General features: G+C 53.4%; 20 protein-coding genes. 15 read left to right on the top strand and 5 right to left on the bottom strand.

The window, feature by feature from the left end; translation table 11 throughout:
- Nucleotides 1–77: 77 nt before the first annotated feature.
- Both LG203_RS14195 and LG203_RS14200 read right to left on the bottom strand, forming a co-directional pair.
- Entirely contained in the window at nucleotides 78–980 is a 903-nt protein-coding gene (locus LG203_RS14195) for a PP2C family protein-serine/threonine phosphatase (protein ID WP_230346356.1), read from the bottom strand.
- Nucleotides 977–1918, bottom strand: coding sequence for a serine/threonine protein kinase (locus LG203_RS14200; protein ID WP_230346357.1), 942 nt, complete (start codon nucleotides 1916–1918; stop codon nucleotides 977–979). Before LG203_RS14200 ends, LG203_RS14195 begins: the two co-directional genes overlap by 4 nt.
- Before the next feature lie 172 nt (nucleotides 1919–2090).
- Here LG203_RS14200 and LG203_RS14205 point away from each other — a divergent pair, with 172 nt between their 5' ends.
- The 14 genes from LG203_RS14205 to erpA all read left to right on the top strand — a co-directional run bounded on the left by LG203_RS14205 (nucleotide 2091) and on the right by erpA (nucleotide 13891).
- Complete coding sequence (locus LG203_RS14205; protein ID WP_230346358.1) at nucleotides 2091–2957, top strand: YicC/YloC family endoribonuclease; 867 nt, start codon at nucleotides 2091–2093, stop codon at nucleotides 2955–2957.
- A gap of 87 nt (nucleotides 2958–3044) precedes the next feature.
- Nucleotides 3045–3653, top strand: coding sequence for a guanylate kinase (gmk, locus tag LG203_RS14210; protein ID WP_015829095.1), 609 nt, complete (start codon nucleotides 3045–3047; stop codon nucleotides 3651–3653).
- A gap of 20 nt (nucleotides 3654–3673) precedes the next feature.
- The gene (gene rpoZ, locus LG203_RS14215; protein ID WP_013440877.1) at nucleotides 3674–3886 is read left to right on the top strand and encodes a DNA-directed RNA polymerase subunit omega; all 213 of its coding nucleotides are present in this window, start codon (nucleotides 3674–3676) and stop codon (nucleotides 3884–3886) included.
- Between the two features lie 137 nt (nucleotides 3887–4023).
- Complete coding sequence (locus LG203_RS14220) at nucleotides 4024–6246, top strand: RelA/SpoT family protein (protein ID WP_230346359.1); 2223 nt, start codon at nucleotides 4024–4026, stop codon at nucleotides 6244–6246.
- A 55-nt stretch (nucleotides 6247–6301) separates the two neighbouring features.
- On the top strand, nucleotides 6302–6682 hold the full coding sequence (locus LG203_RS14225; protein ID WP_230346360.1) for a RidA family protein: 381 nt from the start codon (nucleotides 6302–6304) through the stop codon (nucleotides 6680–6682).
- A 32-nt stretch (nucleotides 6683–6714) separates the two neighbouring features.
- Nucleotides 6715–8766 (top strand): ATP-dependent DNA helicase RecG, encoded by a 2052-nt coding sequence (gene recG, locus LG203_RS14230; RefSeq protein WP_230346387.1) that lies wholly within the window; start codon nucleotides 6715–6717, stop codon nucleotides 8764–8766.
- A 22-nt stretch (nucleotides 8767–8788) separates the two neighbouring features.
- Nucleotides 8789–9337 (top strand): chorismate--pyruvate lyase family protein, encoded by a 549-nt coding sequence (locus LG203_RS14235; RefSeq protein ID WP_230346361.1) that lies wholly within the window; start codon nucleotides 8789–8791, stop codon nucleotides 9335–9337.
- The gene (ubiA, locus tag LG203_RS14240) at nucleotides 9334–10209 is read left to right on the top strand and encodes a 4-hydroxybenzoate octaprenyltransferase (protein WP_230346362.1); all 876 of its coding nucleotides are present in this window, start codon (nucleotides 9334–9336) and stop codon (nucleotides 10207–10209) included. Before LG203_RS14235 ends, ubiA begins: the two co-directional genes overlap by 4 nt.
- A gap of 93 nt (nucleotides 10210–10302) precedes the next feature.
- Nucleotides 10303–10743 (top strand): 50S ribosomal protein L13, encoded by a 441-nt coding sequence (gene rplM / locus LG203_RS14245; RefSeq protein WP_013440883.1) that lies wholly within the window; start codon nucleotides 10303–10305, stop codon nucleotides 10741–10743.
- A 9-nt stretch (nucleotides 10744–10752) separates the two neighbouring features.
- Entirely contained in the window at nucleotides 10753–11145 is a 393-nt protein-coding gene (rpsI, locus tag LG203_RS14250) for a 30S ribosomal protein S9 (RefSeq protein WP_013440884.1), read from the top strand.
- Nucleotides 11146–11295: 150 nt separating this feature from the next.
- Nucleotides 11296–12336: an N-acetyl-gamma-glutamyl-phosphate reductase gene (argC, locus tag LG203_RS14255; RefSeq protein WP_230346363.1), complete on the top strand. Its 1041-nt coding sequence runs from the start codon at nucleotides 11296–11298 to the stop codon at nucleotides 12334–12336.
- Nucleotides 12337–12338: 2 nt separating this feature from the next.
- Nucleotides 12339–13052, top strand: a complete 714-nt coding sequence (locus LG203_RS14260) for a DUF6776 family protein (RefSeq protein WP_230346364.1) — start codon at nucleotides 12339–12341, stop codon at nucleotides 13050–13052.
- A 27-nt stretch (nucleotides 13053–13079) separates the two neighbouring features.
- Complete coding sequence (locus LG203_RS14265; RefSeq protein WP_230346388.1) at nucleotides 13080–13484, top strand: bactofilin family protein; 405 nt, start codon at nucleotides 13080–13082, stop codon at nucleotides 13482–13484.
- A 56-nt stretch (nucleotides 13485–13540) separates the two neighbouring features.
- Nucleotides 13541–13891 carry an iron-sulfur cluster insertion protein ErpA gene (gene erpA / locus LG203_RS14270; RefSeq protein ID WP_013440888.1) on the top strand — a complete coding sequence of 117 codons (351 nt, stop codon included), beginning with the start codon at nucleotides 13541–13543 and terminating at the stop codon, nucleotides 13889–13891.
- Nucleotides 13892–13990: 99 nt separating this feature from the next.
- On the opposite strand, the gene gltA is transcribed toward erpA, so the two are convergent.
- The 3 genes from gltA to LG203_RS14285 form a co-directional block, all read right to left on the bottom strand.
- Nucleotides 13991–15286 (bottom strand): citrate synthase, encoded by a 1296-nt coding sequence (gltA, locus tag LG203_RS14275; RefSeq protein WP_407665410.1) that lies wholly within the window; start codon nucleotides 15284–15286, stop codon nucleotides 13991–13993.
- A gap of 42 nt (nucleotides 15287–15328) precedes the next feature.
- Nucleotides 15329–16423: an anhydro-N-acetylmuramic acid kinase gene (locus LG203_RS14280; RefSeq protein ID WP_230346366.1), complete on the bottom strand. Its 1095-nt coding sequence runs from the start codon at nucleotides 16421–16423 to the stop codon at nucleotides 15329–15331.
- A 69-nt stretch (nucleotides 16424–16492) separates the two neighbouring features.
- The gene (locus LG203_RS14285; RefSeq protein ID WP_230346389.1) at nucleotides 16493–17839 is read right to left on the bottom strand and encodes an OapA family protein; all 1347 of its coding nucleotides are present in this window, start codon (nucleotides 17837–17839) and stop codon (nucleotides 16493–16495) included.
- 97 nt (nucleotides 17840–17936) lie between these two features.
- Here LG203_RS14285 and tyrS point away from each other — a divergent pair, with 97 nt between their 5' ends.
- The gene (tyrS, locus tag LG203_RS14290; RefSeq protein ID WP_230346367.1) at nucleotides 17937–19139 is read left to right on the top strand and encodes a tyrosine--tRNA ligase; all 1203 of its coding nucleotides are present in this window, start codon (nucleotides 17937–17939) and stop codon (nucleotides 19137–19139) included.
- The last annotated feature ends 430 nt before the right edge of the window (nucleotides 19140–19569 follow it).

Here is a 19569-nt window from a genome sequence, read left to right on the forward strand (position 1 = left end):
CAAAACCCTGATTATAAGCCAGTCGTGTTGAATTCAATAATGCCGGGTTCCACGTGAAACGGCTGCTGCACTGCAGGCTAGCTGCGCGTTTTGGCAATGGCGGCCTGTATCTCGGCAATGGCCAGGTCGATCTGCGCTTCGCTCAGCTCGACATCTTCGGTCTGGCTTGAATTTTCGGTGACGGGATTCAGGATGGTGGTAATCGCTCCCATCGCCATGTCATTGGAGGACAGCATCAGCTCGGCTTGGCCCAGACGCAGCCCGATGGCACTGGCGTTGTCTCCTTCACTGCCGTTTTGCTCCTCGGCAGTTTCCAGCATCTTGGGAATGGCGATGTCGACCGGATGCTGGTAAATCATCTCGGCCATCTGTTCTTCGCTCAAGCCTGACCACAGGCCATCCGAGCATAGCAACAGGATATCGCCATCCATCAGCTTGCGCGGGGGCGTCAGCTCGATTTTGGGCGCATGGCTGCTGCCCAGGCAGTTATAGATTTTGTGACGCTCAGGATGACGCGCCATCTCATCGCGATGCAGCAGGCCCTGGCGAAACATCTTTTGCACCACGGAGTGATCTTCCGTGTGGTAAATGCTGCGCCCGCTGCGGAAATGATAGAGGCGGGAGTCACCCACATGGGCGGTATACAGGCGGTGTTGCTGAATAATGGCGGCAACGATGGTGGTGCACGGTGCCTCGAGCATATGTTGGGTGTGCTTGAGCTGATGCAGGGCCTGATGAATGATCTGGATTTGCTCCATCAGGTAACGACCTGGGTGGGGTAAAAGGTCAACCGCTCTTTTTTTGAAATCTTCGGTCAGGGTTTTGACGGCTAGGCGAGCGGCCACTTCCCCGTGGCGATGGCCGCCCATGCCATCGGCCAGCACCATCAGCACGGCATCGCGGCTGTAAGCATAAGCTAGCCTGTCCTGATTATGCGCGCGCGGCCCTTTGCGACTGCTTTGGTAAATACTGAATTTCATGTGTCTGGTCGCAAGTACTGGCGTAGCTTGTCCATCAGCCCGGCTTTAGCAGGTGGTGCGCTGGGAATATTCTCCGCCAGCATTTTTTGCAGGGTCAGCACACTTTGCGGACGCTGCATGTGGTCTATCGCCAGGCAACGATCAATAATCTCCAGCAGTGCCGGCGAGTAATGGGCTTTGCCAAGGCGGACGGCGGGGATGAGTTTGTCTTCCTTGCGGCGGGCATCAGCTGCGGGCGGCGTGCCGCGACTGATACAGGCATACATGCTGGCACCCACACTGTAGATGTCGCTCCATGGCCCGAGAAGGGTTTTATCGAAGTATTGCTCGGGCGAGGCAAACCCGGGTGTATAGCTGGGCGGCAGGCTGGGCTGGGTGGCGGATAATGTTTGCCGGGCCGAGCCGAAATCGAGTAGCACAGGGGAGCCATCGAGCCGGATGTAGATGTTGGCGGGCTTGATGTCCAGATGCAACAGCTTGCGGGCATGTACTTCACGCAAGCCATTCAGCAGTTCGCAGAAGACACGGCGGATGAAATTCTCTCCCAATGGCTGCGGCTGGTTGAGGATGGAGGCTTGCAAGCTTTTGCCACGCTCGTATTGCATGACCATGTAAACGGTATCGTTGGCACGGAAAAAATTCACAACCCGCACAATATTGCGGTGTTCAATGGTAGCGAGTGCTCGCCCTTCCTCAAAAAAACATTTGAGGCCGTGCTTGAAATTGGTAGAGGCAGCGGCGGAGTTGATCTGCACTTTGCTGCCTTCGCTGCGCAAGGCGAGACCGGTAGGAAGATACTCCTTGATGGCGACGGTATTCTTGCTGGCATCCTCGGCCAGATAGACCACGCTGAAGCCACCCGCGCTCAGAACCTTCTTGATGACATAGTCCTGTAGCGGGTGTCCAATGGGAAGAGACTGGTTTTGCGTTGCCTGCATACTGAACGATACATCCCAAGAGTCGACCGAGACATGAATGAAAAATGCGCAACATCCGCATCAATAAACCATGCGCCGCCGCGGCGAGGCACCAGCTTATTTTGGCATGAATCCGGCGGGATTTGATACCATGCCCCAACTTTAAAATCTTCATTTCCCCCAGGAATTTTCCATGACATTCAGTATGACCGGATTTGCCTCGCTGGAGCGCGAGGTCAGCGGCGGCACTCTCATTATCGAGTTGCGCTCTGTCAATCATCGCTATCTTGAATTGCACATGAAGCTGGATGACAGCCTGCGTAGCTTTGAACCCATGGCACGCGAACTGATCGCAGCCCATCTCGGGCGTGGCAAGGTGGAATGCCGAATGAGCCTGATGCGCAGTCAGGATGCTGCCAAAAAAGCCGAGCTTGATGTCAGCATTGTGCAGCAGCTGGCCAAACTCTCTGCAGATGTACAGCAGCACATGCCGGCTAGCGCGCCTTTGACGGTGGCTGACATTCTGCGTTGGCCCGGCGTGGTGATGAGCGATGGCATCGATACGGCTGCACTGGGTGATCAGGTCAAGGCGATTCTGGAGCAGGTGTTGCAGGACATGAGCGCCGCGCGGGCGCGTGAAGGTGCCAAACTGGCCGGGGTGATCCACGAGCGCCTGGCCGAGATGGAGCGCGAAGTTGCCAAGGTGAAGCCGCTGCTGCCATTGCAGATCAAGGCTTATCAGGAGCGCCTGACGGCCAAGCTGCAGGATGCCCTGAAATCGGTGGACGAAGAGCGCGTGCGGCAGGAGCTGGTGCTGTTTGCGCAACGCGTGGATGTGGACGAAGAGCTCACACGCCTCACCGCGCATATTGAAGAGGTGAAGCGCATTCTTGGTGCCAAGGGCGCGGCCGGCAAGCGTCTGGATTTTTTGATGCAGGAGCTGAACCGCGAAGCGAATACGCTGGGTTCCAAGTCGGTTTCAACCGAAGTATCGCAAACTGCGATGGCGCTCAAAGTATTGATTGAACAGATGCGTGAACAGATTCAAAATATCGAGTAATCACATTTGAAAGGGCGGCGCGGAAGCGGGCAGCCCATCTTGCAATCGCCGCCAACCGGCGCAGACCATTTAAAAGAAATCACAAGCATGACAGGCAATCTATTTATCATCACCGCGGCATCTGGCGCGGGTAAAACCAGTCTGGTGCGCGAATTGCTGGCGTCAGACAGCCAGATTCAGCTGTCGGTGTCGTACACCACCCGCAAGCCGCGACCAGGCGAGGTGGACGGGGTGCACTATCACTTTGTGGAAGAGGCTGAATTCATGCGCATGCTGGAAGCCAGCGACTTTCTGGAAAGTGCGCATGTGCATGGTGCGCGCTATGGAACATCGCAAAGCCGGGTGGAAAGCGTGTTGAAGCAAGGCAATGACCTGATTCTGGAGATTGACTGGCAGGGCGCTGCCCAGGTGCGCAGTCTTTATCCGCAGGCCATCAGCATTTTTATTCTGCCGCCATCGCTGGAGGCGCTGGAACAGCGCCTGCACGGGCGTGGGCAGGATAGCGCCGAGGTGATCGCCCGTCGGCTGGCGGCTGCGCGCGATGAGATGCGCCATGTGGTCGAGTTCGACTATGTTACAATTAACGACGATTTTGAGGTGGCGCTAAATGATCTGCGCGCCATCATCCGCACCCAGCGTTTGCAGCGCGAAAAGCAGTTGCTGCGACACCAGGATCTGCTGGAAAAACTCATATAGATCATACGGAGGAATAACACATGGCTCGCATGACAGTAGATGATTGTCTCGAAAAAATCCCTAATCGCTTTCAACTGACGCTGGTAGCAGCGTACCGTTCACGCCAATTGGCCAACGGCTCGGAACCTTTGGTCAATACCCATGGCCAGAAGGACAAGCCTACTGTGCTGGCATTGCGCGAGATCGCATCCGGCAAGGTCGGTCTGGAAGTGCTGAACCGCGGCCAAGCCTAAGTTCAACATACGGTGCTAGATGCACCGAAGATCAAGCAAGGCGCTGTTTGAAGGCATTATGTGTGTTCAATCGGTGCCTTTTTTTTTGGTAAAACCCTTTAAAAGCTTAATGGATCGTCACAGGTGGTTGAGTCAGCATGCCTAAATTGGTAGCCAAACGTCCGGCAGAGTCGCTGAAACATGTGGCAGCCCCCCTATTGCCCGCCGATAGCGAAGATTCGCTACTGACGCAGCGCTTGCGGGTTTACCTCAAGCCTGAAGAGATTGAACAGGTCTGGGCGGCATATCGCTTCAGCGATATGGCGCATACCGGCCAGCTGCGCAAGAGCGGCGAGCCCTATATCACGCATCCAGTATCGGTGGCCTGCATCCTGGCCGAACTGCACATGGATGTGCCCACGCTGGTGGCCGCCCTGTTGCACGATGTGGTGGAAGATACCGGCGTCACCACCCAGGAGGTGAGCGAGCGCTTTGGCAAGCAGGTGGCCGAGCTGGTAGATGGGCTCTCCAAGCTCGACAAGATCAAGTTCAGCACCGAGACCGAAGCCCAGGCGGAAAACTTCCGCAAGATGCTGCTGGCGATGTCGCAGGATGTGCGAGTCATTCTGGTCAAGCTCGCTGACCGCTTACACAACATGAGTACGCTCGGGGTGATGAACCCGGAAAAGCGTCGTCGCACCGCGCGCGAAACCCTGGAAATTTACGCTCCCATCGCCAATCGCCTGGGGCTGAATGCCATCTACCAGGAGCTGGAAGATCTCAGCTTCAAGCATTTGTACCCCATGCGCTATTCGGTCATCTCCAAGGCGATCCTGGCTGCGCGCGGCAATCGCAAGGAAGTGGTGGGCAAGATCCTGGATGCCATACGCGAGCGCCTTGGCGAGATGCATATCGAAGCCGAGGTGACGGGGCGTGAAAAGCATCTTTACAGTATTTACCGCAAGATGACCGGTAAAACCGTGACCTTTTCGCAGATCTACGACATTTACGGTTTTCGCATCATCGTCAAGGATCTGTCCAGCTGCTATCTGGCGCTGGGAGTATTGCACGGTTTGTATAAGCCTATCCCGGGCAAGTTCAAGGATTACATCGCGATCCCCAAGGCCAATGGCTACCAGTCGCTGCACACCACGCTGTTCGGCCCGTTTGGCACACCGATTGAAGTGCAGATACGCAGTCGCGAGATGCATAACATTGCTGATGCGGGCGTAGCGGCCCACTGGCTGTACAAGACGACTGACGCCCATCTGACCGAACTGCAGCAGCAGACCCACCAATGGCTGCAGCGTTTGCTGGATATCCAGAGCGAAAGCACGGACTCCCTGGAGTTTCTCGAGCACTTCAAGGTCGACCTGTTCCCGGATGAGGTATATGTGTTTACGCCCAAGGGCAAGATCATGGCGCTGCCCAAAGGCGCAACGGCGGTGGACTTTGCCTACGCCGTGCATACGGATATCGGTAACCGCTGCGTAGCCGTCAAGATCAACCAGGAACTGGCGCCGCTGCGTACCGAGCTGCATAACGGCGACCATGTGGAAATCATCACGGCCGCCCATGCGCACCCCAACCCGGCCTGGCTCAATTATGTCGCCACCGGCAAGGCGCGGGCGCATATCCGCCACTTCCTCAAGTCCTTGCAGACGACCGAATCTGCCCACTTGGGTGAGCGCTTGCTGAACCAGGCCTTGCGCGCGCTGCACGCCGATGTCGCCAAGATCGACGACACGCATTGGCAGAAGCTGCTGCGTGACTACGGCGCCAAGAACAAGGAAGAGATACTGACCGATATCGGCCTGGGCAAGCGCTTGAATGTCATGGTCGCGCATCAACTGCTGGCGATGAGCGAAGAGCAGGGCGAGCGCCATGCCAAGCATACCAACAAACCTCTGGGCACCATCACCATACGCGGCTCCGAGGGCATGGCGGTGCAGTTTGCCCAATGCTGCCGTCCGATTCCTGGCGACCCCATCCTTGGTTTTATCAACAAGGATAAGGGGCTGGTCATTCATACGCATGATTGCCCGGCCATTCGCAAATTCCGTGTCGACCCTGAAAAATGGCTGGATGTCGAATGGGATCCGGATGGCAAGCGCCTGTTCAATGTGAATCTGAAGCTGGTGGTCGCCAACCAGCGCGGCATGCTGGCGCAGATCGCGTCTACCATTGCCGAGGCGGGCTCCAATATTGATCACGTCAGCATGGAAGAGTCAGACAGCAGTGCTTACACCAATATGCATTTCACCGTACAGGTAGAAAATCGCGTCCACCTGGCCGAGCTGATGCGGCGTATCCGCAAGATTCCTGACGTGGTGCGCATCAATCGCGTCAAGGGAGCTGGCACCGAGCAGCGCATACAGTAAGGCTCGGGCGCGCACCGCAACCCAATATCTTAAAAACCAAGACCTGAGGAAAACCATGGCAAAAAAGATCATACATACCGACCACGCCCCCAAAGCGATCGGCACTTATTCACAGGCAGTGGCGGTCAATGGTACCGTTTACCTGTCAGGGCAAATTGGCCTGGACCCTGCCAGCATGGAACTGGTAGAGGGTATCGAGGCACAGGTGCATCGTGTATTCACCAACCTCAAGGCTGTGGCTGAAGCGGCTGGTGGCTCTCTGGCGGATGTCGTGAAGTTGAATATTTTTCTGACGGACCTCGGTCACTTTGCCCTGGTGAACTCCATCATGGCCGAGTATTTCAGTGAGCCTTATCCTGCGCGAGCGGCAGTCGGTGTCGCGACACTGCCACGCAGTGCGCTGGTGGAAGCCGATGCCGTTATGGTGCTCGCCTGAGTCTTTAACCTCTCCGCTGGCAAGGATAGTCTCTGAAACCGCTGCAAGACCTCAAGGGCATCACGCAGCCGGTGCTAAGCGGGCTGCGCAAGCTGGGCATTCATAGCATTGAAGACCTGGTCCTGCATTTGCCTTTGCGCTATGTGGATGAAACGCGTGTATCGCCGATTCGCGACCTGCGGCTTGGCGAGCAGGCGCAGGTCGAAGGCGAGATTATTCATGCCGAAGTTCAGTACAAACCCCGTAAGGCCCTGATTGCAAGATTGCAGGATGCGAGCGGCATCCTGACCTTGCGCTTTCTCAATTTTTACCCCAGTCAGATAGCGGCGCTGAAAGAGGGCAACCGCTTGCGTGCGCTGGGTGAAGTGAGGAATGGCTTTTTCGGGTATGAAATGGTGCACCCGCAGTGCAAGCCGGTGCGAGAGGGGGCTGCGGTCAAGCAGACCCTGACGCCGGTCTATCCGACCACGGCAGGCTTGTCACAGTCTTCGCTGCGGAAATGGATAGGGCGGGCCCTGGAGACGAGCAGTCATGATGAACTCCTGCCGGCCAAGGTGTATCAGGGCAAGGTCTGGCCTGATTTTCAGCAAAGCTTGCTGCAGTTGCACTATCCGCCACCCGATGCGGACCAGCATGCCCTGCAGGAAAAAACGACACCGGCTTGGCAACGTCTTGCATTTGACGAGCTGCTGGCTCAGCAGATTTCCATGCGCAAGCATTACGCCCGTCGTCGTGGTCTGGGCGCGCCTGCCATGCCGCCTTCCAAAAAGCTGGTCTCGGCGCTATTGAAATCCCTGCCGTTTGGCCTGACGGCAGCGCAGCAGCATGTATTTACCGATATTCAGCACGATCTAGGCCGTTCTTATCCCATGCAGCGCCTGTTGCAAGGCGATGTCGGTAGCGGCAAGACCATCGTGGCTGCCATGGCCGCCTTGCAGGCGATTGAGCATGGCTGGCAAGCGGCCATCATGGCGCCCACCGAGATTCTCGCCGAGCAGCATTTCAATAAACTAACTGCCTGGCTACAAAATCTGGCGGCTGGCGTGGCCCCAGTGCGCGTGGTCTGGGTGGCCGGCAGCCAGGGTAAAAAAGCAAGAGCAGAGGCGCTGGCCGCGATTGCCAGTGGCGAGGCGCAACTGGTGATCGGGACCCATGCCGTGTTTCAGGACCAGGTGCAGTTTGCCAAGCTCGGCCTCGTGGTGGTGGATGAGCAGCATCGTTTTGGTGTGCAGCAACGTCTGGCGCTGCGGCAGAAGGGGGCACAGCCGCATCAGCTGATGATGAGTGCCACGCCAATACCGCGTACGCTTTCCATGAGCTATTTTGCTGACCTGGATGTGTCGGTGATTGATGAGCTGCCGCCCGGGAGAACCCCGGTGGTGACCAAGCTGGTATCCGACGCGCGCCGTGAAGAAGTGTTCGAGCGGGTGCGTGCCGCTTGCAGTCAGGGCAGGCAGGCCTATTGGGTTTGCCCCTTGATCGAAGAAAGCGAAGCCTTGCAGCTGCAAACTGCCGTGGATACCCATATGGCATTGCAAGAGGCGTTTCCCGAGTTGCAGGTGGGGTTGGTGCATGGCCGCATGAAACCGGCCGACAAGCAGGCCGTCATGCAAGCGTTCGCCGTCAATCAAATTCACTTGCTGGTGGCAACGACGGTGATTGAAGTCGGGGTGGATGTACCGAATGCCAGCCTGATGGTGATTGAGCACGCGGAGCGCATGGGGCTTTCGCAACTGCATCAGCTGCGGGGTCGGGTGGGGCGAGGGGCTGCCAGTAGTGCCTGCATTCTGCTTTACCAGACGCCGCTGTCCGAAACGGCGCGTGCGCGACTCAAGATTATTTATGAATCGAGTGATGGGTTCGAAATTGCCCAGGCGGACTTGCATTTGCGGGGCCCTGGCGAGTTCATGGGAATACGCCAGAGTGGCACCCCCATGCTCAAGATTGCCGATCTGGAACGGGATGCAGGGTTGCTGGAAGAAGCTCAGGCCATGGCAGACTGGTTATTGCAAAAGCACCCGCAGGCAGCCGAAGCGCATTTGCAGCGGTGGCTGCATCAGGCGCAAGAATTGGTCAAAGTGTGATTGAGCCTGCGATAATAGCGCCGTGAGAATTGTCCGCACCTTCCCCCATCAACGCCAGCACTGGTTGCGCCAACCGGTGGGTAGCGGACCCTATCGGTCGTGGCTAGTCGAGACGGCATCTCTGACGCAACGCTTGCAATCACGTTCCACAAGATTCGCTGTCCATACGCTTGGCCTGAAGCAGGCACTGCCTGCTCTGGAAGATGCCGTGTTGCTCGGTATCTCTTCACGGCATCCTTCCCTGATGCGAAACGTGCATTTGCTGTGCAATGGCGAGCCAGCAGTCTATGCGTCCAGTGTGTTGCCGCAATCCAGTTTGCGTGGCGCCTGGCGTAGCCTCGGACGATTGGGGAACCGTTCGCTGGGCTCCATGCTGTTTTCCAATCCGCGGGTGAGTCGTGCGCCATTAAGCTATCGCAAGTTGACGGCCCAGCATGCGCTATACAGGCAAGCCGTGGCGCATTTGCACAATAAGCCGGCATACGTGTGGGCAAGGCGCTCGGTCTTTCACCTTGAGTGCTCCGCCATTTTGGTCACGGAAGTTTTTTTACCCTCGGTTTTAACATTATGAACTGGCTAATGAAGAAGAGTAGCGCCTACTGGCGATTGACGCGCATGGATAAACCCATCGGTATCCTGCTGCTGCTGTGGCCCACGCTGTGGGCGCTGTGGCTCGCCAGTGCCGGCAAACCAGATGTGAAAGTATTAGCGGTGTTTGTCTTGGGTACGGTGTTGATGCGCGCCGCTGGCTGTGTCATGAACGATATGGCGGATCGCAATTTTGACGGGCATGTCGCCCGCACCCGTCATCGTCCGTTGGCGACGGGGGAGGTCAGCGTCAAGGAAGCATTATTGCTGGCGATGATATTAAGTCTGGTTGCTTTCGCTTTGGTCATGCAATTAAACAAGCTGACCGTGCTGTTGTCTTTTCCCGCCTTGTTTCTGGCGGCCAGCTACCCGTTGACCAAGCGTGTGATTGCGATTCCTCAGGCTTATCTCGGAGTGGCGTTCGGCTTTGGCATTCCCATGGCATATGCGGCACAGACTGGCAGCATTCCTGGTATTGCCTGGCTTTTGCTACTGGGAAACGTGTTCTGGGCCATCGCCTACGATACGGAATACGCCATGGTGGATCGGGCGGATGACTTGAAAATCGGTATCCGCTCATCTGCCATTTTTTTTGGTTCTAGGGATGTGGCGGCCATTATGCTATCGTACGGGGTCTTACTCGGAATATTGCTCCTTGCAGGCCGTCACTATGGTCTGAACTGGCCTTATTATCTTGGTTTGACCATTGCCGCCATGCTCGCGGTATACCACTACCTGCTCATTCGTGAGCGTCAGCCAGCACGCTGCTTCAAGGCGTTTTTGCACAATAACTGGTTAGGTGCGGTGGTGTTTTTCGGGCTGGCAGCAAGTTATGCTCTTAATTTTTCGTCATAAAACCGCTAGCAAACGCAATATATCGTTTGACAAGCGTTACTTGCGTGACATAAAATCCGCCTCTTAATTTTTTCAGCGATTAATGGTTGTCCGATGAAGACCTTTTCTGCAAAAGCGCATGAAGTAAAGCGCGACTGGTTCGTGGTAGATGCCACGGATCTGGTGCTGGGCCGACTGGCCAGCGAGATTGCCCACCGTCTGCGTGGCAAGCATAAAACGATTTACACTCCGCACGTGGATACGGGCGATTACATTGTCGTGGTTAACGCCGACAAGATCAAAGTAACCGGCAACAAGGCAGGCGACAAGCTGTACCATCGCCACTCTGGTTACCCAGGCGGTATTTCCACCACGACCTTTGCCAAGATGCAAGACCGCTTTCCTGGCCGTGCGCTGGAAAAGGCTGTTAAGGGCATGCTGCCCAAGGGTCCTCTGGGCTACGCCATGTTCCGCAAGCTGAAGGTGTATGCTGGTCCTAAGCATGACCACGCGGCACAACAGCCACAACCTTTGACTATTCAAAGCCAAGCGTAAGGATAAACGATGATTGGTAAATATAACTACGGTACTGGCCGCCGCAAAAGCTCGGTAGCTCGTGTCTTCATTAAGTCCGGCAGCGGCAATATCGTTGTTAACGACAAGCCTGTTGACCAGTATTTCTCCCGCGTGACTTCACGCATGATCGTGCGTCAGCCACTGGAGTTGACCGATAACGTTGCCAGCTTTGACATCATGGTCAATGTGGATGGCGGCGGTGAGTCTGGTCAGGCCGGTGCAGTTCGCCACGGCATTACCCGTGCACTGGTGGATTACGATGCAGCGCTGAAGAGCGCCCTGTCCAAGGCAGGTTTCGTGACTCGCGATGCACGTGAAGTTGAGCGTAAGAAAGTCGGCTTCCGTAAAGCACGTCGTCGTAAACAGTTCTCCAAGCGTTAAGCAGGACTGCTTTACCATGTACAAAAAGCCGCACTTGTGCGGCTTTTTGCTTTTCGCACACTTAATCGGTTTGGTGAGCCTAGTAAGCTTTGATACCATAAGCGCAACAAAGCCAGCTTAAGCTGGCGTTTTATTCATAGAAATCAGGTCATGCAAACATCTAAAATCAAGGTAGGCATTGTAGGCGGCACCGGCTACACCGGTGTTGAGTTGCTCAGAATACTGGCGATCCACCCATCGGTGGAGTTGAGTGTGATTACTTCGCGTGGGGAAGCCGGTTTGCCTGTGGCTGACATGTTTCCTAGCTTGCGTGGCTATATCGACTTGAGCTTTAGTGATCCGGCTAAATCAGATCTGGCTAGCTGTGATCTCGTCTTTTTTGCGACGCCGAATGGCATTGCCATGCAGCAAACCAGGGAGTTGCTTGCAGCGGGGGTGCGCATTATCGACCTCGCCGCAGATTTCCGCATTCAGGATGTGGCCACCTGGGAAAAATGGTATGGCATGACCCATGCCTGTCCGGAGCTTCTGTCACAGGCGGTGTATGGTTTGCCGGAGATGAATCGTGAGCAAATCAAGGGTGCGCAGCTGGTAGCTAACCCTGGATGTTATCCAACGGCTGTGCAGCTTGGATTTATGCCACTACTTGAGGCGGGTCTGGTCGATCCGCAGTATTTGATTGCTGATACCAAATCCGGTGTGAGTGGCGCGGGCCGCAAAGCAGAAACCCATATTCTGTTTGCTGAAGCGGGTGACAATTTCAAGGCTTATGGTGTAGCGGGACATCGTCACTTGCCGGAAATCAGCCAGGGCCTGAGCAATATGGCAGGTGAGCCAGTGGGGTTGACCTTTGTTCCGCATCTGACGCCTTTGATACGGGGTATTCATGCCACCCTTTATGCCCGGCTGAGTAAAGACGTTGATTTGCAAAGTCTGTTTGAGCAACGCTATGTCAATGAGCGCTTTGTGGATGTCCTGCCCAAGGGAGCCCATCCGGAGACTCGGTCGGTGAGAGGCTCCAACCAGTGCCGGCTTGCAGTGCATAGGCCTCAGAATGGAGATACTGTGGTGGTGTTATCCGTCATCGATAACCTTGTGAAGGGCGCAGCTGGGCAGGCTGTGCAAAACATGAACATCATGTTTGGCTTCGCAGAGAACATGGGGCTGGAAATCGTCCCTTTGCTGCCTTAACAATGCGATCAGTCAAGCGCAGATTACGTCGACATTTTGGCGCGACAGCGCATCGTGTTGCTGTACGCGCGCATTTTGCCTGGTATTGGTTACCGTTAGCTGCTTTTTTCGCCCTTCTTCTGGGCTATGGTGCGGCTTATATGCAATTTTCTGGCAGTCAGTTGCGCGGTATGCATCAAAAAATAGCGAATGTAGATGCGCGCAATCAAGTTGTGCAGTTCAAACTCGTGCAGGCGGAGCGACAATTGCAGGTAGAGAGAGCTGCCCAAATGAATTTGTCGCGTGAGTTGGAGAGAGTGCAGACAGAGACTATGCGGCTCAAGGAAGATATTGCTTTTTATCAAAATATCTTTAATGAACGCAAGGGCTTGCGTGAGATACGGCTCCATACGTTCAAGGTGAATAAAGCCTTGGGCAATAGTGATTATGACTATCACATTCTGATTATGCAGGCAGGTAACCATGATAAAGTCACAGACGGTAATCTGACGCTTACCCTATACGGTATTCCTGTGGGTGAGGTTCAGCCTCAACCTGTCGCGATACAGGGCAGTGCCAATCTTAAACAGGATCTGAGTTTTAAATATTATCAGCAAGTAGACGGTAAATTTTCTTTACCTGTGGATGTCAAACCTGCATATTTATTGCTGGAGTTTGTTGAAAAAGGTACAGGTCGTACCAACATAAGCGAAAAGGTAGAGATTCCTGCTCAATAGCGAATACTCAGCCATGAAAGGGTCATGATGTTTTCCAGAAACAAGAATAAGCCGCAAAGCCGAATTGATACCTTGATCGGAGTAGAGTCCAGTATCGAGGGTAATATCACATTTAATGGGGGCCTGCGCGTTGATGGAAAAGTCAAAGGTGATGTCACCGAAGCAGATGCCAGCGCTTGTACCTTGGTCTTAAGCGAGCATGGCAGTGTTGAGGGATCTATTACGGTGTCGCATGCTGTTCTGAATGGCAAGGTGAGTGGTCCTGTTCATGCCAGCCACTATTTGGAATTGCAGAGTAAATCGCGGATTGTGGGTGATGTGCACTATCAGACCCTTGAAATGCATACCGGTGCCGTGATTGAAGGCAAGCTTGTGTATTTGGGTGATGCCAATGCATCCAAGGTAGAAAACAATAAAACGCTGGATGATTGACCTGTCAGCAAGTCAGCAGGATAATGATTTTATTAAGAATTTAAGGAGTGTGAAAAATGAATGCGATTACTGAAATGCCAAGCCCATTGGTCTTCACGGACAACGCTGCCAAGAAAGTGAAGGAGTTGATTGAAGAGGAGGGCTCGCCAGACCTCAAGCTGCGCGTTTTTGTTAGTGGCGGCGGCTGCTCTGGTTTCCAGTATGGTTTTACTTTTGAAGATACGGTGAACGAAGACGACACCCAGGTTCAGAAAGATACCGTGACACTGCTAATCGATCCTATGAGTCTGCAATATCTGACCGGTGCCGAGATTGATTATCAGGATAGCCTGCAGGGTTCACAGTTCGTCATTCGCAATCCGAATGCGACGACTACTTGCGGTTGCGGTTCGTCTTTCTCGGTATAAATGAAAGTTGATTAACTGGACCAAGCCACAAGCCAGATAATCTTCAATCAATAAAAAAAGGAGCCATCGGCTCCTTTTTTTATTGGGTGCTACTATCAGTTAACGCTGGTCAATGGGCACAAAATCGCGACGGGTTGAGCCTGTGTAAAGTTGACGTGGCCGCCCGATCTTGGCTTCCGGATCCGACATCATCTCGTTCCATTGCGATACCCAGCCAGCGGTACGAGCCAAGGCAAAAATCGCGGTGAACATGGAGTTTGGAATGCCCATGGCGCGCATGACGATACCGGAATAGAAGTCCACATTGGGATAAAGTCGACGGCTGACAAAATACTCATCTTCCAGCGCGATTTGTTCCAGCTTGAGTGCCAGTTTGAACATCGGATCATCATGCAGGCCAAGTTCATCCAGCACTTGATGGCAGGTTTCACGCATGATGGCCGCACGTGGATCCATATTGCGATAGACGCGATGACCAAAACCCATTAGTCGGAAAGAATCCGATTTATCCTTGGCACGGTTGATGAATTCACCAATCCGGCTTACATCGCCAATTTCTTCCAGCATATTCAAGGTGGCTTCGTTTGCGCCGCCATGCGCGGGTCCCCAGAGCGATGCAATCCCTGCAGCAATACAAGCGAACGGATTGGCTCCGCTGGAGCCTGCCAAGCGCACTGTGGAGGTTGAGGCGTTCTGTTCATGATCCGCATGCAGAATCAGGATGCGATCAAATGCTTTTGCGAGAATTGGGTTCGGTTCATAGGTCTCACATGGGGTTGCAAACATCATGTGCATGAAATTTTCCGCAAAATTGAAGCGATTTTGCGGATACATGAAAGGTTCACCTATATTGTACTTGTAGCTCCAGGCGGCGATGGTGGGCACCTTGGATAACAGGCGATAGGCAGAAATTTTACGGCTGTGCGGGTCTTTGACATCCATGGCGTCGTGGTAAAACGCGGACATGGAACCAACGACACCGACCATTACGGCCATCGGGTGGGCATCACGACGGAAACCGCGGAAAACGTTGGTCAGCTGGTCATGCAGCATGGTGTGTTGCGCAATACTGTCAGTAAATGATTTTTTCTGCGCGGCATCGGGTAATTCCCCATGCATGAGTAGATAAGACACTTCAAGAAAATCGCAATTTTTTGCCAGTTGCTCGATGGGGTAACCGCGATAGTAGAGCAGGCCTTCATCGCCATCAATAAAGGTGATATTTGAACTGCAAGAGGCTGTCGATAAAAAGCCCGGGTCGTAAGTGAAAATACCGTGCTTGCCAAGATTGCGAATATCAATGACGTCGCTACCAAGATTGCCTGATACTACGGGCAATTCAATTGGAGGTGTGCCATTGTCAAAAGTGAGTGTTACTTTGGTGGGCTTTGTCATAGTCATTTTTGTATTTTAGTGAATGCGGCGGTGAATGCCAAATTACCTAGCATAAATCGCGCCCAGAATACGCGCGCCCTTGGCTCCTGTTACTGATGGTAGATTGGCGGGCTTGCCTTCCACACATTGCTGTGCAAGCCAGGCAAAGGCCGCTGCCTCAACCCAGTTCACGCCGATTCCCAAGCTATCACTCAGACGGATCTTGATGGCGGGTAGGAGGCCCTGCAGGCGTTCCAGCAGAAGGCTGTTGTGCGCTCCGCCTCCACATAAATAAGCCTCATCCACGTTGTCACAAAATTCGGTAACGGCCGTTGCAATGCTCTGTGCGGTTAATTCAAGCAGAGTGCGCTGTACATCCTCCGGCGCATATCCTTTCTCCAGATGTTGCTCTAGCCAGGCCATATTAAAGCTGTCTCTGCCAGTGCTTTTGGGAGGCGATGCACTAAAATAGGGATACTGTAGCCATTGGTGGAGCAGTTTTTCGATAACTACACCTGTTGATGCCCATCGACCTTCTGCGTCATATCGTTTATTTTGATGTCTCTCTATCCAGGCATCCATCAGCATATTGCCGGGACCTGAGTCGAAGCCTCTTACCACGCCTGCGCTTGGCAGATCAGTGATATTCGCAATGCCACCAATATTAATCACGGCGCGATTGGCTTGTGGATGTGCAAACACGGCTTGATGAAATGCCGGTACTAAAGGTGCCCCTTGCCCTCCTGCGGCAACATCACGGCTCCGAAAGTCGGCAATGACCGTCATATCCAGTAACTCAGCCAGCAAGGCGGCGTTGCCCAGTTGCAGGGTAAACCCCAATTCAGGACGATGGCGAATGGTTTGGCCATGACATCCAATCGCACGGATTCGCGATTTATCGACGTAGGCACTCGCCAGCAAGGCCCGCACCGTCTCCGCGTAAAGATGCGCTAGCCGATTGGCTGCGCTTGCTGCCAGTTCCAACTCATTGTGTGCAGGACTATGTAAATTCAGTAACTCGGCCCGTAGTTCTGCGGAGTACGGAATGGAGTAGGTGTGCCGGACATGGCAGCTCTTTTCATCAAGCTCCGCAATAACGGCATCGACGCCGTCCATGCTGGTGCCGGACATCATGCCGATATAAAGCTCGGTTGACATAGAACTAGAAGATGCTCAAGTGAATATCGTATTCACTTGAGCCTGTGCGATGGTGATCCATTAAAGAGATTACTCGAGAGATGCAAGGTTGCTTCTGATCAGAAGCTGTAACTGGGCAACCAGTTTGCTGCTGTTTGCTATAAAGTCAGCCTTGTATTTTGGGGCAATGGGAACCGCGTTGGGTAAAGCCACTGTTAGCGGATCACGGTGCTGACCGTTCAGTAGAAATTCATAGTGTAGGTGCGGGCCTGTTGCCAAGCCTGTCATGCCGACATAGGCAATGATGTCGCCTTGACTAACCTTGCTGCCACGGTGCAGGCCTGTGGCGAATCGCGATAAATGACCATACACCGTGCTGATGCCATTCTGATGGCGCAGCACGACAACATTGCCATAGCCATTCTTAACACCAACAAAATCCACTACAGCATCAGCGGAAGCCTTGACACGGGTGCCAATGGGGGCCGCGTAATCCACTCCTTTATGCGCACGCATTTTTTGGAGAATAGGATGGAAACGACCGAGGCTGAAACCAGAACTGATGCGGCTGAACTCTAATGGAGAACGCAGGAAGGACTTGTGCAGGCTTTTGCCTTCAGGAGTGTAGTAACTGACCTGACCTTCGGGGGTGCGATACCTCACGGCACGATATGTTTTGCCGTTATTGATGAATTCAGCAGCCAGGACTTGGCCGGTGCGCGCCAGTTCTCCATTCCAGTAGCTCGCTTCGTACACTACAACAAAGCGGTCACCGCGGCGCAGATCACTGTGAAAGTCGATGTCAGAGGAAAATATCTCGGCCAGCTGAATGGCAATAGCATCAGGAATCCCAGCTTCATCTGTAGCGCCGAACAGCGAGCTTTTAATTTCGGCTGATTTGAGGACAGAATGAGTTTCCATCACTGTTTCAGCGACATGAGCTTCATAGCCGTTGGCGGTTAGTTCTACATGCAGGGTCGAGTTGTTGTCAGTCTGGTATTGCAGCTTTAATAGCTGACCATCCTGATTAGTTTGTGCCTGAATGGATCTGCCTGGGCGCAGTTGTGTTGCCAAGGCTCTGGCATCAGGGTTGCGTTTGAGGAATTCAATGGCATCATCATTTGTGATATTGAGCCGAGAAAGCAGGCTGGCGAGGGTGTCGTCGCGCCGGATCTGGTCTGCTTGCCAGAATGAACTGTTTTGCGCATCGACTTGCACCAGTGGCGCAATTGTCTCGGGAAGCTCAATATTCTCGACCACGGTATGGATGTTGATGTCTTGCACCGAGGTTTGTGGAGCGATACCGAATGCCGTGAAAATGCCGAATAGAGGAAGGCTTGAAAAGGCCAATAACCAGCGGAGGCGTAGCTTTCGTTCTTTAAATCTGCGGTTTTGCGATAAAATGCCGGGTTTGGAGCTAGGTTCGCTTCGCTGCACTGGAGCTACCTCAAATACATGATAGGGATAGGGGATGCTAACAGAAAACCTATTCCTGGTGAAGGCAAAATGCCAAAGGCATGAAAGATAACAAAGAATGCGTGCTTTAAATGAAGATTTGGCGCTGATCAAGCGCGGATGCGATGAATTGTTGATTGAGCAGGAGTTGGTAGAAAAGCTCAAGCTGGGTCGACCTTTGCGGATAAAGGCAGGGTTTGACCCGACCGCGCCCGATTTGCATCTCGGGCATACGGTCTTGCTTAACAAATTGCGTCAGTTGCAAGAGCTTGGGCATCACGTGCTCTTCTTGATAGGCGATTTCACTGGAATGATTGGCGACCCTACCGGTAAGAGCGCTACCCGCCCACCGCTGACGGCTGAGCAGGTTCAGGAAAATGCCAAATCGTATGAAGCACAGGTTTTCAAGATATTAAAGCCGGAGCAAACCGAAGTAGTGTTTAACTCTGCCTGGATCAGTCAGCTAGGGGCTGCCGGCATGTTAAAGCTGGCGGCGACACATACTGTTGCCCGCATGCTGGAGCGCGATGATTTCAGCAAGCGATATAAGAATAATCAGCCCATCGCTATTCATGAGTTCCTCTATCCTTTATTGCAGGGATATGACTCGGTGGAGCTGAAAGCGGATCTGGAGCTCGGCGGTACGGATCAGAAATTCAACCTGCTAATGGGGCGTGAATTGCAAAAGCATTATGGCCAGTCGCCGCAATGCGTGTTGACCATGCCTTTGCTGGAGGGGCTTGATGGCGTCAATAAAATGTCCAAGTCACTCGGCAACTATATAGGTATAGCTGAGCCAGCAAACGACATCTTCAGTAAATTGATGTCCATATCCGATACCTTGATGTGGCGTTATATAGAGTTGCTGTCGTTTGAGTCCATGGAAACCATTGCATCCTGGAAGCAGTCGGTAGAAGCGGGTGAAAATCCTCGCAATATAAAGGTAAGGTTTGCCCAGGAGCTGGTCACCCGTTTCCATTCTGCCGAAGCAGCAGAGCAGGCGTTGGCAGATTTCTCTTTGCGCTCCAAAGGTGGAATACCCGATGATGTACCTGAGGTCAGTATCGTTCTCGAGCAAGATAATATAAGTATTGCTGCCTTGCTGAAGCAGGCTGGCCTAGTCTCAAGCACCTCCGAGGCTTTGCGCATGATCGAGCAGGGGGGGGTTAAGCTAGATAGCGAGAAGGTTGAAGATAAGGCTCTACAACTGGGGGCTGGCGTAACGGTGGTTGCGCAAGTCGGTAAGCGAAAATTCGCCCGCATTACAATTAATCGCGGGTAATTGTAAATAATTTGTAATAATCGCTGATGGGGTATTGACGCCTCTCGGCTAATCCGTAGAATGCGCGGCTCGCTTCAACGGCGACGTCGGGCAGGAAATTAAGCGGTAGAAAATTTCCCTTGACCAAATAAATTTGGTCTGTAGAATGCGCGGCTCGCTTGAGAAAGCGGCAGTGCAAAACAGGGTGAAACAAAAGATTTTATGTTTCGCTTGACCAAGTAAAAACGGTCTGTATAATGCGCGGCTCGCTAGTAACAGCGCGGTGTGCAGAGAAGTTAGCAATAAAATTTCTCTTGACTGAATTAAAACGGTCTGTATAATGCGCACCTCTCAACGGAAACGTTGATGAGTGAAAGCGAAGTAAGAAGTACCTGCTCTTTAACAAACTGAACAATCGATAGGTGTGAGTGCTTGTGGTTTTGTGAAGTCG

This window comes from Methylovorus mays, assembly GCF_020531915.1.
GTDB lineage: Bacteria > Pseudomonadota > Gammaproteobacteria > Burkholderiales > Methylophilaceae > Methylovorus > Methylovorus mays.

Bases quoted from the DNA above. Each gene is read 5' to 3' on its own strand.
- LG203_RS14195 (WP_230346356.1), bottom strand. From the start codon at position 980: ATGAAATTCAGTATTTACCAAAGCAGTCGCAAAGGGCCGCGCGCGCAT.
- LG203_RS14200 (WP_230346357.1), bottom strand. From the start codon at position 1,918: ATGCAGGCAACGCAAAACCAGTCTCTTCCCATTGGACACCCGCTACAG.
- LG203_RS14205 (WP_230346358.1), top strand. From the start codon at position 2,091: ATGACATTCAGTATGACCGGATTTGCCTCGCTGGAGCGCGAGGTCAGC.
- gmk (WP_015829095.1), top strand. From the start codon at position 3,045: ATGACAGGCAATCTATTTATCATCACCGCGGCATCTGGCGCGGGTAAA.
- rpoZ (WP_013440877.1), top strand. From the start codon at position 3,674: ATGGCTCGCATGACAGTAGATGATTGTCTCGAAAAAATCCCTAATCGC.
- LG203_RS14220 (WP_230346359.1), top strand. From the start codon at position 4,024: ATGCCTAAATTGGTAGCCAAACGTCCGGCAGAGTCGCTGAAACATGTG.
- LG203_RS14225 (WP_230346360.1), top strand. From the start codon at position 6,302: ATGGCAAAAAAGATCATACATACCGACCACGCCCCCAAAGCGATCGGC.
- ubiA (WP_230346362.1), top strand. From the start codon at position 9,334: ATGAACTGGCTAATGAAGAAGAGTAGCGCCTACTGGCGATTGACGCGC.
- rplM (WP_013440883.1), top strand. From the start codon at position 10,303: ATGAAGACCTTTTCTGCAAAAGCGCATGAAGTAAAGCGCGACTGGTTC.
- rpsI (WP_013440884.1), top strand. From the start codon at position 10,753: ATGATTGGTAAATATAACTACGGTACTGGCCGCCGCAAAAGCTCGGTA.
- argC (WP_230346363.1), top strand. From the start codon at position 11,296: ATGCAAACATCTAAAATCAAGGTAGGCATTGTAGGCGGCACCGGCTAC.
- LG203_RS14260 (WP_230346364.1), top strand. From the start codon at position 12,339: ATGCGATCAGTCAAGCGCAGATTACGTCGACATTTTGGCGCGACAGCG.
- LG203_RS14265 (WP_230346388.1), top strand. From the start codon at position 13,080: ATGTTTTCCAGAAACAAGAATAAGCCGCAAAGCCGAATTGATACCTTG.
- erpA (WP_013440888.1), top strand. From the start codon at position 13,541: ATGAATGCGATTACTGAAATGCCAAGCCCATTGGTCTTCACGGACAAC.
- gltA (WP_407665410.1), bottom strand. From the start codon at position 15,286: ATGACAAAGCCCACCAAAGTAACACTCACTTTTGACAATGGCACACCT.
- LG203_RS14280 (WP_230346366.1), bottom strand. From the start codon at position 16,423: ATGTCAACCGAGCTTTATATCGGCATGATGTCCGGCACCAGCATGGAC.
- tyrS (WP_230346367.1), top strand. From the start codon at position 17,937: ATGCGTGCTTTAAATGAAGATTTGGCGCTGATCAAGCGCGGATGCGAT.